General features: G+C 71.6%; 15 protein-coding genes. 7 read left to right on the top strand and 8 right to left on the bottom strand.

Annotated features, from left to right (window positions below; all coding sequences use genetic code 11):
• Positions 1–7: 7 nt before the first annotated feature.
• Complete coding sequence (locus tag SK069_RS17400; RefSeq protein WP_319955527.1) at positions 8–859, bottom strand: CPBP family intramembrane glutamic endopeptidase; 852 nt, start codon at positions 857–859, stop codon at positions 8–10.
• Between the two features lie 176 nt (positions 860–1,035).
• On the opposite strand from SK069_RS17400, the gene SK069_RS17395 reads away from it, so the two are divergent.
• On the top strand, positions 1,036–1,461 hold the full coding sequence (locus SK069_RS17395) for a PepSY domain-containing protein (protein ID WP_319955526.1): 426 nt from the start codon (positions 1,036–1,038) through the stop codon (positions 1,459–1,461).
• A 147-nt stretch (positions 1,462–1,608) separates the two neighbouring features.
• The gene (locus SK069_RS17390; protein ID WP_319955525.1) at positions 1,609–2,358 is read left to right on the top strand and encodes a prolipoprotein diacylglyceryl transferase; all 750 of its coding nucleotides are present in this window, start codon (positions 1,609–1,611) and stop codon (positions 2,356–2,358) included.
• A gap of 47 nt (positions 2,359–2,405) precedes the next feature.
• Here the strand turns inward: SK069_RS17390 and SK069_RS17385 are convergent, their stop codons facing one another.
• The 3 genes from SK069_RS17385 to SK069_RS17375 form a co-directional block, all read right to left on the bottom strand.
• Entirely contained in the window at positions 2,406–2,807 is a 402-nt protein-coding gene (locus SK069_RS17385) for a hypothetical protein (RefSeq protein ID WP_319955524.1), read from the bottom strand.
• Between the two features lie 29 nt (positions 2,808–2,836).
• Positions 2,837–4,453 carry a carboxypeptidase-like regulatory domain-containing protein gene (locus SK069_RS17380; protein ID WP_319955523.1) on the bottom strand — a complete coding sequence of 539 codons (1,617 nt, stop codon included), beginning with the start codon at positions 4,451–4,453 and terminating at the stop codon, positions 2,837–2,839.
• Positions 4,454–4,586: 133 nt separating this feature from the next.
• Complete coding sequence (locus SK069_RS17375; protein ID WP_319955522.1) at positions 4,587–5,750, bottom strand: hypothetical protein; 1,164 nt, start codon at positions 5,748–5,750, stop codon at positions 4,587–4,589.
• A gap of 388 nt (positions 5,751–6,138) precedes the next feature.
• On the opposite strand from SK069_RS17375, the gene SK069_RS17370 reads away from it, so the two are divergent.
• Positions 6,139–7,185: a hypothetical protein gene (locus SK069_RS17370; RefSeq protein WP_319955521.1), complete on the top strand. Its 1,047-nt coding sequence runs from the start codon at positions 6,139–6,141 to the stop codon at positions 7,183–7,185.
• Positions 7,186–7,326: 141 nt separating this feature from the next.
• Positions 7,327–9,273 carry a hypothetical protein gene (locus SK069_RS17365; RefSeq protein WP_319955520.1) on the top strand — a complete coding sequence of 649 codons (1,947 nt, stop codon included), beginning with the start codon at positions 7,327–7,329 and terminating at the stop codon, positions 9,271–9,273.
• Positions 9,274–9,280: 7 nt separating this feature from the next.
• Here SK069_RS17365 and SK069_RS17360 read toward each other — a convergent pair whose 3' ends face one another.
• Genes SK069_RS17360 through SK069_RS17345 form a run of 4 tightly spaced genes read right to left on the bottom strand, consistent with a single transcriptional unit; the run spans position 9,281 to position 11,708 of the window.
• A complete protein-coding gene (locus SK069_RS17360) occupies positions 9,281–9,721 on the bottom strand; it encodes a hypothetical protein (protein ID WP_319955519.1) in 441 nt (146 codons plus the stop codon).
• Between the two features lie 19 nt (positions 9,722–9,740).
• Positions 9,741–10,847: a lysozyme family protein gene (locus SK069_RS17355; RefSeq protein ID WP_319955518.1), complete on the bottom strand. Its 1,107-nt coding sequence runs from the start codon at positions 10,845–10,847 to the stop codon at positions 9,741–9,743.
• Between the two features lie 8 nt (positions 10,848–10,855).
• On the bottom strand, positions 10,856–11,437 hold the full coding sequence (locus tag SK069_RS17350) for a hypothetical protein (protein ID WP_319955517.1): 582 nt from the start codon (positions 11,435–11,437) through the stop codon (positions 10,856–10,858).
• On the bottom strand, positions 11,415–11,708 hold the full coding sequence (locus SK069_RS17345) for a helix-turn-helix domain-containing protein (protein ID WP_319955516.1): 294 nt from the start codon (positions 11,706–11,708) through the stop codon (positions 11,415–11,417). The genes SK069_RS17350 and SK069_RS17345 overlap by 23 nt, the downstream gene beginning before the upstream one ends.
• A gap of 161 nt (positions 11,709–11,869) precedes the next feature.
• Here SK069_RS17345 and SK069_RS17340 point away from each other — a divergent pair, with 161 nt between their 5' ends.
• Genes SK069_RS17340 through SK069_RS17330 form a run of 3 tightly spaced genes read left to right on the top strand, consistent with a single transcriptional unit; the run spans position 11,870 to position 15,450 of the window.
• Positions 11,870–12,328, top strand: coding sequence for a hypothetical protein (locus SK069_RS17340; protein ID WP_319955515.1), 459 nt, complete (start codon positions 11,870–11,872; stop codon positions 12,326–12,328).
• A gap of 7 nt (positions 12,329–12,335) precedes the next feature.
• Entirely contained in the window at positions 12,336–12,953 is a 618-nt protein-coding gene (locus tag SK069_RS17335) for a hypothetical protein (RefSeq protein ID WP_319955514.1), read from the top strand.
• Positions 12,954–12,987: 34 nt separating this feature from the next.
• The gene (locus tag SK069_RS17330; RefSeq protein ID WP_319955513.1) at positions 12,988–15,450 is read left to right on the top strand and encodes a hypothetical protein; all 2,463 of its coding nucleotides are present in this window, start codon (positions 12,988–12,990) and stop codon (positions 15,448–15,450) included.
• The last annotated feature ends 19 nt before the right edge of the window (positions 15,451–15,469 follow it).

Genomic DNA, 15,469 nt, shown 5'->3' with positions numbered 1-15,469 from the left:
CGCCGACTCACCGGGCGGGCAGCAGCGGGCCGTCGCCGGCGCCGCGCCGGATCCCGAGGGCGAGCCCCGTCAGGATCGCCATCGCGACGACCCACAGCGCCAGGCCCTGGGCGGCGCTCCAGTCGGCGGCCTGGGTGATCGCGACCGTGTTGTTCGTCGCGTGTAGGACGATCGGCAGGTACAGCGAGCCGGTCCACTGGTAGAGCAGGCAGAGGATGGCGCCGAAGAGCGCGAGGATCGGCAGGAACCCGATGTCGGTCCCCGCCGCGTGCAGCGCGCCGAAGAGGAGCCCGTCGATGATCGCGGCGAGCGCGATCGCCAGCCAGCCGGGGGCGACCTTCCCGAACGTCGTGCGCAGGCCGGGGTAGACGACGCCGCGCAGCAGCGTCTCCTCGCCGATCGGCGCGAGCACCGTCACGGCCAGGCCGATGACGATCGCCGCCAGCGCCGAGACGTTCACGCCCAGCTCGTCGGGCAGGTCGTCCTGCTCGTCGGCGACGCCGAGGAGGTGCGCCAGGCCGGCGGACAGGAGGAGGTACGTCACGGCGGCCGCGACGAGCAGCCCGATCGCCAGCCACGTCCGCCGCGGCGCGCGCCAGCCGAGGTCCCCGCGCGTGGCGCGGTAGCCCATCACCCCGAGCAGCGCGATCGGCGCGCCGACGAAGATCACGTTCTGCAGCAGCATCGAGATCGCGTTGCCGGTGACCTCGGCGGTGCCGGAGTCCTCGCCGATCACGACCGCCGGGATGCCGGCGAAGAGCGTCAGGCCGATCGCCGTGACGAGGGCGAGGATCCCCTCGAGGGCGCCCCAGCGACGGCCGGTGGGCGGGTGATCGGGGCCGGACCGCGCGTCGCTCACGGCGGGAACGGTACCCGGCCGCCGAACGAGCGAGCCGCAGCTCCTCGCACGCGCCGTCGTCGGCGAGGGACCCTAGCCACGACGACGGCACGCGCCGGGTGCCGTCCGAACGGCTCTTCGAATAGCGGCTCCACCGTGCGGCGCGGCGGGCCAAGGAAGCTCACCGGCGCTGGCCGGTGCGTCAGGACGCGATCGCGCTCAACACGACCGGGTTGAGCGTCACCGACACGTCGTGCTTCGCCGACTGGCCGATCGGCGCCAAGCTCGCACGGTGGGGCATCAATGCCCACTTGGGTCTGCTGTTCGGAATCGCCAACCAGGTCGCTCTCGCGACTCTCGCGCTGTTGCTGCTGACGCTCACCTTCTTGGGCTACCGCATGTGGTGGCAGCGACGACCGCGCCACGGTCCAGCCTTGCGGATGGGACGTCCGATGCCACGTGGCGGGTGGCGCCACGTGGCTTCGCCAGCACTGGTGCCGCTGCCGCTCTTCACGATCGCGATCGGGTGGTTCCTTCCGTTGCTCGGAATCACGCCGGCCGCGTTCCTGGTCATCGACGCATCGATCGGAGCGGCGCGGCGTCCGCGTAGTTCCGACTGCTAACCCATACGCGACCGAGAGACCACCAGCTTGCAGTCGCAGCCGGCGCTCTCCTTCCACCGAATCCGACGGCCGAGGTCGAGTGCCGTCCGTCGAAATCGCGACCTTGGCGACCTCGCTGCGAACTCCCGCGCGTCTAGGGTTCTCCGGATGCAGCCCGAGATCGACCTGCTCGGCGTGCCGCTGAAGACCTTCGGGATCTGCTTCGCCCTGGCATTCATCGCCGCGGGACTGCTGCTTGCCCGGCGATTCCGGGAGTTCCGCTGGCCAGCCGAGCACGCCACCGAGGCGATGCTCGCAGCGCTCGCCGGAGGCCTGATCGGCGCTCGCGCCTACTGGCTCCTCGACGCATACGACCCGGACACGCACGGCAACCTCATCGACTCCCTCATCGACGGGGCTGGTCTAACGTGGTACGGCGGGGCGGCAGGCGGAGCGCTCGCGGTGCTCGCCTGGGCGACGTGGCGCGGACACCTCGAAGAGCGGTTGCTCGGCGCCACGGCGCCGGTGCTCGCGCTCGGCTATGCAATCGGTCGGGTCGGGTGCCAGATCTCCGGCGACGGCGACTACGGGAAGTCGTCCGACCTGCCGTGGGCCATGAGCTACCCCGACGCTGCCGTGCCGACCACGAGCGACGTGCAACCAACGCCGATCTACGAGACCCTCGCCATGGGCTTCGCAGCGATGCTGCTCTGGCAGATGCGTGACCGGATGCGTCCGGCGGCGCTCTTCGCTCTCTATCTCATGCTCGCTGGCAGTGAGCGTCTCCTGATCGAGTTCTGGCGCCAGAACGACGAAGTCGTCGCGAGCCTCACCACCGCTCAGCTCACGAGCGTCGCGATGGTCCTCGCCGGCGGGATTGCCCTGCTGTCGTTGCGAAATCGAATGCGTCGTTCCTAACGCCCGCCTACAGCAGCCCCGGTTGGCCGCCCCTCGTTCGTTAGAGCTCAGTACCAGAGGGTGAACCAGATCCGGTAGCCGCCACGCCGCTGAACGGCGAACGTCCCGCCTTCCCGCGCGGTCGGGTCCCTGGCCTTGGCGACGGACCAGCCGGCCTGGGTCCACCAGGAGCGCTCGTCGGGCCACGTCTGGGGCACCGCAGCGACCTGGAGGATCATCGAACCCACGAGCCGGCGGGTGGTGCGACAGCTCACTCGGCGAGCCTTGATGTTCGTGGCGGCGCGCAGGACCTTGACTGGACCCTGGGCAGTGGCGAGGTTGGGCCGCACGACCACCGACGCGCAGGTCCTGATGACGGGGCGCTTGGCGTCCGCCGCCGGAACGGCGGCCAGCAAGGGCAGCGACGCGACGGCCATTGCGGTCGCGAGGCGGGTGATCGGGAAGGGCATGGGATCTCCTGATCGATGATGCTGCGGGGTCAGCGGACGCGTACGCGTCGGGCGGGTGAGACATTGCTCAGGTACGGGTACGGCGTCGCGCGTGTCGGACGGGTCCGGGCGCGGAAGCGGTAGCTGCCGGTGCCGCTGCGACTGAACCGATAGCTGGCGCGGAACCGGCCGCCGGCCTTCGTCGAGACGGCCTCGAAGACCCGCCACTTGCCGCGGTAGTGCACCTCCAACGCCACGGGGACGCCGGAGGCGCGGTCGGCGATCTGGCCACGGAAGCGGATCCGGTCACCGGGCCGCAGCGACCGGCGGCTCACCCGCAACGCCAGACGGGAGCGCACCAGCAGCGACGCTGCCGTCCTTGCGGCGGGGACCTCGTCGAACTCGCGCGCGAACGTCCGAATCTCCAGGGTGCGCGAGCCGATGTTGCGCGGCACCCTGGTCGTCCATCGGCCGGTCTGCGAGGTGCGGGTCGTCGTCTCCCACCGCGCGGCAGGCCCGCGCGAGACCGTCCCGGTCAGCTGGACCGGCGCGCCGGGAACCGGCTGCCCGGCCGCGTTGGTCACACGGCCCGTCACGACGACGGTCTTCGTGGTCGAGTATCCGCCCTTCCAGATCGAGCGTGCTGGACGAGAGCGGCAGGTCTTGGGGTGGTGGCGCCGGTAGCTGCGGATCGTGCAGCGCGTCGAGGGCCGCTTGCGGGTCGCGGGGAACGTGGCGGTGATCTTCGACCCGTCGCTGACGCCCGGCGCGGTCGGGTTCCCGCGCAACTCCTCCGGGGATCCCGGGCCGATCGGCTGGTTGGCGACGAGCACCCGCCCCTGCCAGAGCGTCGCCTGGTTGCCCGAGGCATCGGTGGCCACCAGCGCGGCGGTGTGGCCGCCGTCGCTGACCCCAACGGTGTTCCAGTTGATCGACGCGTTCTGCGCCAGCCCACATGGCACCCGCTTGCTTGTCGGCTGCGGCGTGCAGCCGTTGCCGGTACCGGCAACCGGCTGGCCGTCGATGAGCAGCTCGGTGCGCGCGACGCCGGAGCCGACGTCCTCGACCAACCCGCCGATCGACGCCTGGCCGCGCAGCGCCCTTGCGGGTGTCGTGGCCTGCGGGACGGTGCCGGTCACCGCCGCGCGGATGCTCGGCGCGTAGGAGTCCTTCAAGAGGATCTGGCCACCCGTGTCGATCAGCGTCGCCGAGCCCTTGCAGAGGTTCGAGTCGGGCACCTCGTTGACGCAGGTCACGCGCGCCTCGACCTGACGCGCTCCGTCGAAGGCGGGGTAGGCGCCGTTGATCGCTCCCGGACACTCGTTGTCGGCGCAGCTCAACGGGAACGTCCCCGACGGGATAGCCCCGACGTTCAACCGGAACCGCTCGTTCGCGCCGCTGTCCTGCTTGAAGGCATGGAAGGTCAGATGCGGACGCCACTCCACGATCGACACGCCGTCCGGCGCGGTGAACGTGAGCCCCATCGTGGATCCCTCGCCCCACGCCTGGAACGGCAACTCGGCCAGCAGCAACGGGCTCGTGCCGGTGCACGACACCTCCCCGCGGCCGGGGTCCGTCGCGCCGACCGTGAACCCATCGGCCGTACCATCCGCTCCGCAGTAGTTCATCGCGTAGATCCCCGCCTCGACGCTCCGCGGCGCGCCCAACGCGATTGCTGCAGCGACTCCCAGCGTGAGCACCACCGCGGCGATCCGGCGCCGCGCCGACCGACCGTACGTCACGCGGTCGCGTCGCTCGCGCGCGTTGGTCCTGCTGCGACCCTCGACCGCCGCGTGCATCTCAGAAGAACTCCCCCGGCCCCTTGGCCGGTCTCGAACCCGACCCGCCCCTCCCCGATCCGGCCGATCCACTGGAGGTGCCCGTAGCGCCGGCTCCACCGGGCGAGGACGACGACGTGCCCGCCCCGGTGGTCGCGACCCCCGACCCTGCAGACGACGACGCCACCACGGGCGTTACCCGCTGCTCGCTCGCACGTCGCTGCGCCGCCCGGGGTCGCTCTGCGCGCTCGGCCTGCGTCACGCTCGCTATCACCGACCGACGCCGGTCGGGCAACGGATCGCCGTACCGACTGCGCGCACGCTGCAGGTGACGACGCGCCGACCGCAGATGTCCGTCGCGCACCGCGCGTCGCGCCCGTGACAACACGACCCCCGCACCAGCCGACCGCCACCGATCCACCCCACGCTCATCACCCGCCGCCGCGGCCAGCTCGAGAGCCGCGTCGTAATCCCCACGCGCCCCGGCCCGTGCGCTTGCGGAGACCAGCGACCGCTCCAGCTCGCGCTCGACTCCCACCAGCGACGCCCCGCGAACCTCAGCCACAGCGCCCGACCGATCACCAACGCCCTGGAACGCGAGGGTCCCCAGGACGATCGTCGCTACGGCAATCGCGACAAGGACCCCAGCACGCAACGCCCGATGTGGCCCTCTGCCCGCGTGGCTCGCGCTCGGCCGGGCCGGCCGGAAGTCAATGGCATCGCCGGCTTCCGGCGCTTCAGGCTCCTCGTCGGCCGGAGACGACGACGCGTCACGCAAGGTCCTCTCAAGCGGCCCCGCAGTTGCCGCGTGGTCGCTCGGTCCACCGCTGGCGGAGCTGTCGGTTGGCTCGAGGCCGTCCGCAGCGCTCGCCCCCTCGGTCGCCTCGAGCTCGCTAGACGGCCTAGCACGTCGCGGCTCCTCATCGGGGTTCAGCCATGCGTGCAGCTCGGCATCGTCGATCTCCGCCCGCGGGACGCGGCTGACGCCGTCGAGGGCTTCGACCGGCAGCAGCCCAGCCGTTACCAAGTTCAACGGATTCGTATAGACCCGGCCACCGATCCGCACCACACCAACGCGACGTGCCCGGATTCGTGCCCGCAGCGCCGCCTCGCTGATCGGCGCAGACCCGCGCTGGGCGATCAGATCGACCGCCTGACGGACCGTCAAACGCTGCTCGGGGGACATGGGGATCAGGGCCCGGGGGGTTGGAGCCGCCCTAACGCTACACACGAAATGCGACCCTGTGTGTTCTTCGTGCATTGGCGAACGTCGTCGAAGTCCGGCCGACCGGCGAACCGGCAACTCGCGGGCCCGCGAGGGCGTGGCCGCACCGACGTTGGCGCTTGCTCGGGAACCTCCGCCCTTGGCACTCAGGCCGGTCTGTACGGGTAGGTCGCCTTCAGTTTCGTGCGGTCGACGACCTACGGGTCCGCCCCGGCGAGTGGATCGAGCGCGCCGGAGTCGCAGGCCCGACCCTCCGCGACGCCTTCGACGGCTAGGTCGATCAGATCTGTCCTCGCGAGCAGGCAACATCTGCGTTGGGCGGGGCGCCTTCCCAAGGCAGGAACACCGCATGTCCGACAGCGTCGAAAGCACCGCGATACTTCTGCCGCTCCGCACAAGCGTCGAGCTCTTCAGCGACCCGACCCAACCGTCGGCCCTCGCGCGAGCGAAGCAGGCCGCGGTACTCCACGACCACGTGTTCGTCGAGACCGGGTACCTCGATGTGACGCTGACGGACCGCGGCGGTATGAGCATTGTGATCCCGCCAGAGAGGCTGACCGACGAGCACATCGCTCGCGCGAGGAAGCCGCCGGCCATCGGAGCGCCGATGACGATGGCGTTCGGCAGAGAGCCCGCTCCCGGGGACGAGCCCCGCGAAATGGTCGCAGCCGTCTCGGGGGAGATTTCGATGTCCTACGGTGCCGAGTGGCACAGCGACGTGCTGCGCCCGCTGAAGGCCATGGGCGTCGATTGGATCGAAGAGGTGCACACCCCCGGTGGGGAGTTTCCGCGGCGCGACCCTATTGGGAAGGAGATCGCCGCTCAGAACTACGCGGATTGGACGGACAAGACGCTGTTGCCAGGTGTCAACCAGTTCCGGCGAGACTTCATCTACAAGTCGTTCAACCGGGACGCAGCGGTGGCCCGGGAGCTCGATGCGTCGTTCCAGATCACCTCGTTGTACGAGCCGATGCTTGTCCGCCATGGGTTTGGTAGCGCCCCTTCAGGAGCCACGGCTCTCGAGATCGCAGCCCCCAACCTCGGGGCGCTTCGGTGGGAGGAGATCCTGGACTTCCGAGAGCATCCGGGGGCCAAGGAAGCTCGGGCGCTTCTGTTGAGCTTCGAACGCGTCGCAGCCGCGGAGGAGCCGAGCGATGCGGCGGACTTCCTGCGCAAGGTCTCGCAACAGGTCACCGATGCCCTGCTTAACGCGCTGGCGGACCGCCGGACGAACGTGCCGAGAGCGGTGGCCGGCGAGGCAGTCAAGACCGGCATCTCGCTGATCCCCGTGGTCGGGCCTTTCCTGGAGAAGGCCGCTACGGCGGCCCAGATAGGTCGCGCGGTCTCGACCGAGCGCAGATCGGGTATCGCCGCGCTGATGAAGCTGCGCGAATAGTCGGGGCTGGCGATGACCTCGTCATAACGCCGCCCACATCCAAGGCCCGCGCAACGACGACAGCCGAGCAAAGAATCGAATCCGCCACTAGCCCGCGGGGGCCGCGTCCTGCGCCGGTTCGCTTGCGATGCTCAACCGTGCGTGCGCCGACGACCGTTCATCAGCTCGAAGTTCACCGTACGCCCGTCCGGCCTGCTGGTGCCCCGCGAGCACCCCTGGCGGCAGTCGCCCCGCGCGTGGGGATCGGCTGTGAGCGGAGATGGCCACCCGAAGCTCGTGGTTCCAATCGAGACGCTGGCGTCTGCGGAGATGTCGGTAGGGGTCACGGCCAGCCTCAGCGCCCTCGACGTAGCCCCCGTGCCCCTCGAAGACGTCCGCGAGGCGCTCCGTGCAGTGCCATTCGAGCCGGCGATGCGATTCCTCAGCCAGATCTCGGCCGAGCTGCATCACCATCCGACAGACCGAACGCGCCATCGGGCCCTCGTCGCGAAGCTGTTCGGCGAGGGGCCCGTCGCCGACGCGCTCCTGCGGTTCCTCGACGCTCCCGCCCATGTCCTTCTCGATCGCCGCATCGTCACGGCCCTCCAACGGCTCCTCCTCACCGACGCCTCCTGGGACGCGAGAGAGCTGACGGCGGACGATCGAGCGACGCTGCTCCTTGCCTTGCTTGCACTCGTGGACGCGTTGCCGGACGCGAGCCCGCCGGACTCCGACGACGAATCCACGGAGATCGAGGACCTCGAGCCGTGGCTCCCCTTCGTCATCCAGCTCGGGTGCGCCGCCGCAACCGACGTCTACGTCGTAGAGGGGATCGCCCGTGCCCATGCGATGTACCGCGTCTTCGCAACCGACGACGAGAGCCGAGGCCACCCGCAGTACTGCGACATCGCCGCGCTTCTCGAGCGTGCCGGCGACGGCCTGTCGGCTGATGAACAGCTCGCGGTCGCCTTGTCGATCATCAGCGGCACCTCCACGCTGGACCGCGACGCCGCCCCGGAGGACCGGCGCACGCTGGAGATCCAACCGACGTACCTGAAAGACACGTCGATGAATGATCGCTCGGACGGAGCCCTCGCCGCGATCGCCGCCGACCGTCGGTGGTTCGTCGACCGAATCGGAGAGACCAACGACGACCCCAGGCTCGTGGCCTGGGACCACAGCCTGTTCGAAGCCCGCCCGTTGTTGCGTTTGGAGAGCGGCAACATGCTGCTCTCAGGCCCCTCGGCACTCATGGCCTGGATGGGCCGCGGCGTGTACTTCCGCGCTCTCGCCGCAGCCCAACAGACCGCCGACCCAAGCAACCCGGGGCAACAGATGTCGAGGCGGTTCCTCAACTTCGCCGGAACGCTCGGCGAGCGATACGTCAGGACGTTGGTGAAGCGCTCGTTGGCTGCCGCCGAACGTGCCGGAGCGGTCGTGGTCTGTGGCGACCAGCCCTACAAGGTCCGGCGCCAGCTTCGCCGCGCGCCTGACGTGACGGTCGCGTCCGGTCCCGACCTCGTGCTCATCGAGGTCTGTAGTGGTCGCATCAGCCTGGACGCCCGCACCTCAGCCGCCCCCGCCCGCGTGCGTGAGCAGGTCGACAAGCTCGTCACCAAGAAGCTCATCGAGTTGGATCGCCGGGTCGCGGAGTTCCTCGACCCGAAGCTGCGTTTCACGCTCGATGGGATCGATCGGCCTGCCATCCAGCGCGTTCTGCCTTTGCTGGTGCTCTCCGGCGACTCGCTCGCCGTCGAGTCGGTGCTCCTGCGCTACGTGGCCACGGCGCGCCCGGGTCTGTTCGCCGACGCCCGCGTCCAGGCTCCCGTCATCACCGACCTCGAAGGACTCGAACGGGCACTCGCGCTCTGTGAGCACCGCGGCCACACCCTCACGGATCTTCTCGCGGATTTCGTGGCGGACACCGGCGGTCGGGTCCCGCTGGTCAACTGGATCGCCCAGCGCTACCGGCCGCCTGCCCATCTCCGGCCAACCTTCGTCGGCGAGATGTTCGACGAGGCGATCGGAACGGCCGGAGAGCGTCTGTTTCCCGGTTCCGCAGACCGATGGAGGGCCCGCCGAGACAGCCGCCACCGTCCGCCGGCCTGATCGCCGGCTATCGCGCCAGCGGCGTGATCTGCCCGCGGAGGTAGCTTGCGGTCTGAGCGAAGAGCTGCCAGGCCTGCACGAGTTGCTCGGCATCTGCCTGGCAGGAGGCCTCGGCGAGGCGATCCGCGGCGCCGGCGAGGGCGATCCACCCGTCGGGGTGCTCGGGGCGCTGGTCGGCGGAGAGTTCGCCGGGGAGGTCGTAGCGCGACGCTGGCCCGGGGAAGGGGTTCCAGGCGAGGCCGATCGCGGCGGCTCGGGTGAGGGTGCGGGCGCAGCTGTCGGCGGCTGCGGCGGTGATGGCGAGGCGGTCGGGGAGGGTGACGGGGTCGGTGTTGATCTCGTGGGCGTGGAGGGCGTCGCACCAAGCGCGGTCGGCGAGGCGGGCGTCTTCCCAGACCTGTCGGTAGGCGGGCAGGGTGTCGATCGGCTCGGGGGCGGTGTCGGTCACGAGGGTGCTCCGGATCGTGTCAGGTGGGTCGGCCGGGGAGGCGGGCGATCCCTATGTGGACGTGGTCGAAGTGGTTGCCGCCGACCGTCGACTTCCAGATGATCTGGAACCGCAGGCTGGCGTGGACGATCGTGAACGCGCCGCCTTGGCGGGCCATCCGCGCGGCCTCGGCGCGGGGCTTGCCGGCGACCATGAGCGCGGCGGTGGCGACCTGATCGCCGTAGCCGCCGCCGGTCGCGGGGAACCCGTTGGCGGAGGAGCAGAGGTCCACGGCGTTGCCGGACCAGTGGTCGGAGACGTTGCCTGAGGTCGAGCGGCGGTTGTGGTTGGTGCCGGTGCAGACCTTCAACCGGCGGGGGAGCCGGCCGGCGATCTGGCGCGTCACGCGAACCATGTCCGGGGTCAGCGGCACGCCGGGCCGGTTGGCGTTGGGCACCAGATCGAAATCCCTGCCCGGCCCGTCGGCCAACGACGCCAGCTGAGAATCGTCGGCGTCGCATCGCTCGCCGGTCGGCGGCGCAGTGTCGACGCTGGCCAGCTGGGTCGTGGGTTGGCCCGGGCGGAAGCCGTAGCGGCGGGCGCGGTCCATGACCTGGTCGCAGTAGGCCACGCCGTTGCCGCTGCAGGCGCCGTAGTAGCGGCCCGCCGCCTGGCGGTAGGCGGCCTCGCTACCGCCGGTCGGCGGCGCGCCCTTCTCCTTGCGAAGCCCCTTGGCGGCGGCGCAGATGTTGTCCCACGGATCCAGGACGTCCGTTTGGCCGTCGCGGTTGCCGTCGCACTGGTTGCGTTGCCAGTAGGTGCCGCACTTGCCGCCGACGCCGAGCTGCATCCAGCCGACGCAGCCGGCCCAGTTGACTTGGCGGATCGTGGGGCAGCGACCGTGGTCGCACTCCTGCGCCCCGATCGACGCGAGGAACGCGACGTCGATGTTCCAGCGCTTCGCGATCGCCTCGTACATCCGCGCGGCTCGGGTGGGGATCTCCTCCCGGCCCGTCTGCGACAACGCGCCTCCGTGACCGTCGGGGTCGCTGGGGTCGCAGTCGGCCGGCGCGCCGACGGTGAAGGAGACCAGCGCGACCACGACGACCAACGTCAACGTGCTCAGCAGCTTGAGTGCGCCGCCCATCGCCGGTCCTACCCGTGCCCGCCCGCGTTGGCGTCCACGACGATCAACCGTCCCCGCTGGTGCTCGAGACGGAAAGTCAACGACAGCCGCGCCGCCTCGCGCGACGCCGCTGGGGTCGTCGGGTCGGCCACCAGGACGGTCGCCGTGGCCAGCCAGCCCCGGCGGTCGGCCCGGACCACGACCCCCTCGACACGAGCCGACCCGCGCGCCGGTGGTGCGTGGAGGTTCGGCGCCGCGCCACGGGGCGTGGCGTTCGCGATCCGGTCGGCGAGATCGGACGCCGCACCGGCGGCTTGGAGCTCGCGAGCGGTGATCGGGCCGGAGAGCGACCGGGAGAACGTGGCCGTGAAGCGGTCCGCGGTGGCCTGCGCGGCCGCGCGCTGCGCCTGACTCGGTGCCAGCCGGCCGTCCGCGATCGGGGTGCCCTGGGCGGTGGTCCCGCTGCCGGTGGGGGCAGCCAGGGCGAGGATGACCGCGCTCGTGGTGAGGGCGGCCGTGGCGGCGGTCAGCGGCGGCAGCGGCCATCGCGTCGGGGACCAGGAGCGATCGAGGGGGCGGTGTCGGTGGTCAGTCGCGTCGGAACGGGTCACGGGTGAACGGTCCCCAGTTGGGGTCGTAGATCCCGCCGCCGGTCGGGGCCTGCTCGCCCCGGCCGAGCTTCGCTAGGAGCGAGGACTCCAGGACGTCGTAGGCGCGGCCACGCTTGCGCGCCTGCAGCACGCCCTCGCGGATCCAGCGGCGGATCGACTCGGGATGCATCCCGGCGATCCGGGCGGCCTCCTCCGTCGTGACGTACCGCACCTCCTCGACCCCGAGGGTCGGGTCGGTCGCAGGGTCGGTGTTGCGTGTCGTGGACGGCACGGGATCTCCAGTAGCTCGAACAACATACACAACGACACGCTGCACAAGTAGTGCAAAGTTGTCTTTTGTGCGCTATAGATCCCTCCAGACGCAACAAAAGCCACGACAAGACGGTTCCTAGTCGCGTGTCGTGGCCCGAATCGCAGCGGAGGGATCGAGCGATGTCTCACATCGTGTTGTACAAGGCGGGCGGGACGTCTGGTGTCCTGCTCGCCCAGGCGACCACCACCACGACCGACGACAGCGGCGGCGGCGCGGCGCCGCGCACGAAGACCAGCGGCGGCTCCGGGAAGAACGAGAAGACGACGGGCACCAGCGGCGCGGGCTCCTATCAGCCCGGCGGTGGGTTCCCGTCGCTGAAGGTCTCCCCCGACGTCCGCGCGCTGCCCGGTCTGTCGAAGGCCAACGACGGCGTCGACGGCCTCGCCGCTGCCGCACTGATCGTGCTGCTGGCCACCGGCGTGGTCGGGGTGCTGACGGTCGCGGCGTCGAACTTCGTGCAGCTGCCGCGGTGGGCGGAGCAGGGCAAGATCGGGATCATCATCGCGCCGGTCGGCGCGTTCGTGCTCGCGCTGCTCGGCCAGCTGATCGGCTGGGGCTGGTCGCTCGGGGTCGGGTGAACCGGCCGTGTTCGCCGACGAGACGATGTCGCGCCGAGGCGTGGTGCTGCGGATCCTGCTGGTGCTCGTGGCCGCGGGGGCGTTGGTGGCGATCGGACGCCTCACCGCCTCCGACCACCACCCGGTCCGGTTCGTGGCGGGGGTGCCGGTCGGCTACCCGCGCAGCGAGACCGGTGCCCGGGCCGCGGCGGCGACCTACGCCACCACCCGCGCCCAGGCGATCCTGCTGGAGCCCGCCGCGCGACGGCACGTCCTGGACGCGATCGCCATCCCGGCCTTCGCCCGCACCGCGGATCGCGAGGATCAGGCGCGCGATCTCGCGCCGCTGGCTGGCCAGGAGCAGGCCCGCTACCTGGTCGCCGCGTTGGGAACGACCGTCGACGCGTTCACCCAGGATCGGGCGCGGGTCACGGTCTGGCTGCTGCAGGCGCTGGCCTCCGACCGGGCCGTCGGGTCGTTCCTGACCCAGACCGTCGAGCTGGAGTGGGTCGACGGCGACTGGCGGCTGGCCGGCCAGGCCGACAGCCGGGTGCAGGCGGTGCCGGAGATCACCCAGGCCCCGCGGCATGCCGACTCCCGGCGGCTCGCCGCTCGCCTCCAGGCCCCGACCTATGGGCGCCCCTGACCCCCGGTCTCGTGGTTCGTCGACGGCAGCGGCCATGTCCACGCGCACGACCATCCCGGCCGAGTACCGCGACGCGTCGATCCGTGGCGCCGGCCAGGCGGGGCGGCCCTGTCCCGCCCGCCGCGCCGCTGCGCGCCGGTCGCTGTGGCGCTGCCGGCCGCGTCTGTGGCCCAGGCAGTCGCGCGGCCCGGTCGTCGCCGCGGCGGCGGCGCTGCTCGTGACGATCGTCGTCGCGCTGGCGGTCGCGCCGTCCGTTGGACGGGCGGCGTCGAAGCCCGACACGGACGACCGGCGCTCGGCGACCGATGACCGGCGCTCGGCCAGCGAGCCGCCGCCGTTGCGGGAGCTGACCCGCCAGGCGCTGCGCCAGTCGTTCACGCCGTCGGCGCTGCTGGGCAACGACGCGATCGGCGTCGAGGGCCTGAAGCCCGTCGTGGCGCGGGTCGGGCGGGCGTGGGAGACCGCCAAGCGCGTCTACCTCGGCCATCCCCAAGACCCCGCCAAGGCACGGGCACTCCACGAGGTGTTCAGGCGCGAGGAGCGCCGCGAGCAGCAGATGCGCGACGACGAGCACCTCAACGACGTCGCGATCGCGTCGGTCCGGATGCGGCTGATGAGCCCCAACCGGGTCTGGCCCGGCGAGAGCGACCGCCAGCGCCGCACCCGGGTGGCAACGATCCTGGCCCTCGATCGCACGACCTCCAAGGACTTCTGGGCGCAGGTCGCCGCGGCGAAGGGCAAGACCCCGTCGACCGGGGTGAAGACCGTCTGCGGCGTCATCACCCTCGGACCGTCCGTGCTCGGCGCCGTCGTCTCCGTCCTGGGGTCCGACAAGGGCACCGGCGAGGCCCGCAAGTTGCGGCGTGCGTGTCAGCAGACCGGGCAGCGCGCTCAGGACGCCGCGGTCGCAGTCGGCGGAGCCGCCGTCGACTTCGCCAAGGACCCGCTCGGCACCCTCGCCCGCGGCCTGTTCGGGCCGCTGTTGAAGGAGCTGCACAAGGCCACCGCGTTCGCCGCCCGCCAAGTCGGCAAGGGCATCGACCAACTCGCCGCCCCCGACCTCGACCAGGACTGGGTCGGTCAGATGCTCTCGCGCTCCGCCACGATCGCCGTCCTGATCGCGCTCGTCGCCGGCGTGCTCGGCGTGATCCACGCCGCGCTCACTGCCAACCTCGGCGCGCTCGCCTCGGTCATGGCCCGCGCCGGACTCTCCGGCGTCGTCGGCTCGGTCGTACTGACCGTGCTGAACGTCGCGGTGCTGTTCGTCGATCAGCTGACCACCATCGTCCTCGGCGCGCAATCGGGCGCGGCCGGCAAGCCGTTTCAGACGTTCGCCGACACCGCCACCGAGGCGATGGCCAAGGCCCAGGTCCCGTCGCTGTTGGCGCTGCTGCTGATGCTCGCGCTGCTGCTGGGGCTGGTGGTCGTGTGGTGGGAGATGTGGCTCCGCGCGCCCTTGCTCTACGCCGCAGCGTTCTTCTACGGACCGGCCTACAGCGCCTCGCTGTTTCCGCCCGCCCGCCAGGTCCTCGGCCAGCTTAACGCGCTCCTCGCCGCAGTGGTGCTGATGCCGCTGGTCGTCCTCTCGCTGCTGCAGATGGCCGTTGCCTCGCTCGACGGGCAGGACTCGATGACCGCTGTGCTTCAGGCCACCGGCCTGATCCTGCTCGCGGCCGCTTCTCCGGCGATCTTGGTGGCGTTGTTCTCGCCGTCGGTCGCGCTCGCCGCCGGCGCCGGGACCGCCGCGGCGCTGGGCTGCGGCCGCAGCGTGCTGCGACAGGGCCGCCGGGCGGGGTCGGCGTCGCTGTCGGCGGTGGGGTTCGCGCGCGAGCGGCTCGCGCAGACGCGTGGAGGACCACACCCCGACGGCCCGGCCAGCTCGACCGGTCCCGGGCGCGCCCTCGGGCCCGGATCGGGGCCAGGCGGTCCCGCCGGCGGAGCCAGTCAGCCCCGCGGCCAGGGTCCCGGCGGTGGAAGCCCCGGACTCGCGCCGGCCTCCGACGGACGCTGGGGCTCTGTTGCGGCTGCGGGGCGGGCCGGCCGCGCGCCGACCGAGGAGGCGCGCAGCGATCCGCGCACCACGGCTCCGCTCGGGCCGACACGGTCGTCGAGCCAGGAGCGTCCGGACCCCCGCGACCCGGACCACCCCGGCGCACCGTCGTCCGGTGCGTCGGGTCCGCCGGCCGGGCCACGCGCGCCCACCTTCGGCGGCGGCCTCGACCCCGCAGACGCGACGCCCGGCCGTCCCATCCCGCAGCGGTCCTCGGGCGGTGCATCGCGACCCACGACCGGGCCGCAAGGCCCTGGCCCGGCCGGTGTCGCCCATGACGGCCCGGCTACGAACCGGACTCCCGCACCGGCCCCGCGTCCCGGGACGGCCGGTCTGCCGTCCCCGGACGCGCCGCCCGCCGATCCCGGCGCCGCCAGCCGACGCCCACCGCGGCGGCGTCCCGGCGGACCGCCCCCCGGTGGCGGCCTGACCCCACCCACCCACTGACCCCCTTGTTTTGGAGGTG

The sequence above is a fragment of the Patulibacter brassicae genome (assembly GCF_033949425.1).
In the GTDB taxonomy this organism is placed as follows: Bacteria; Actinomycetota; Thermoleophilia; order Solirubrobacterales; family Solirubrobacteraceae; genus Patulibacter; species Patulibacter brassicae.
Note: the sequence above shows the minus strand (reverse complement) of the source record. Positions and strands in the feature narration are given on the sequence as shown.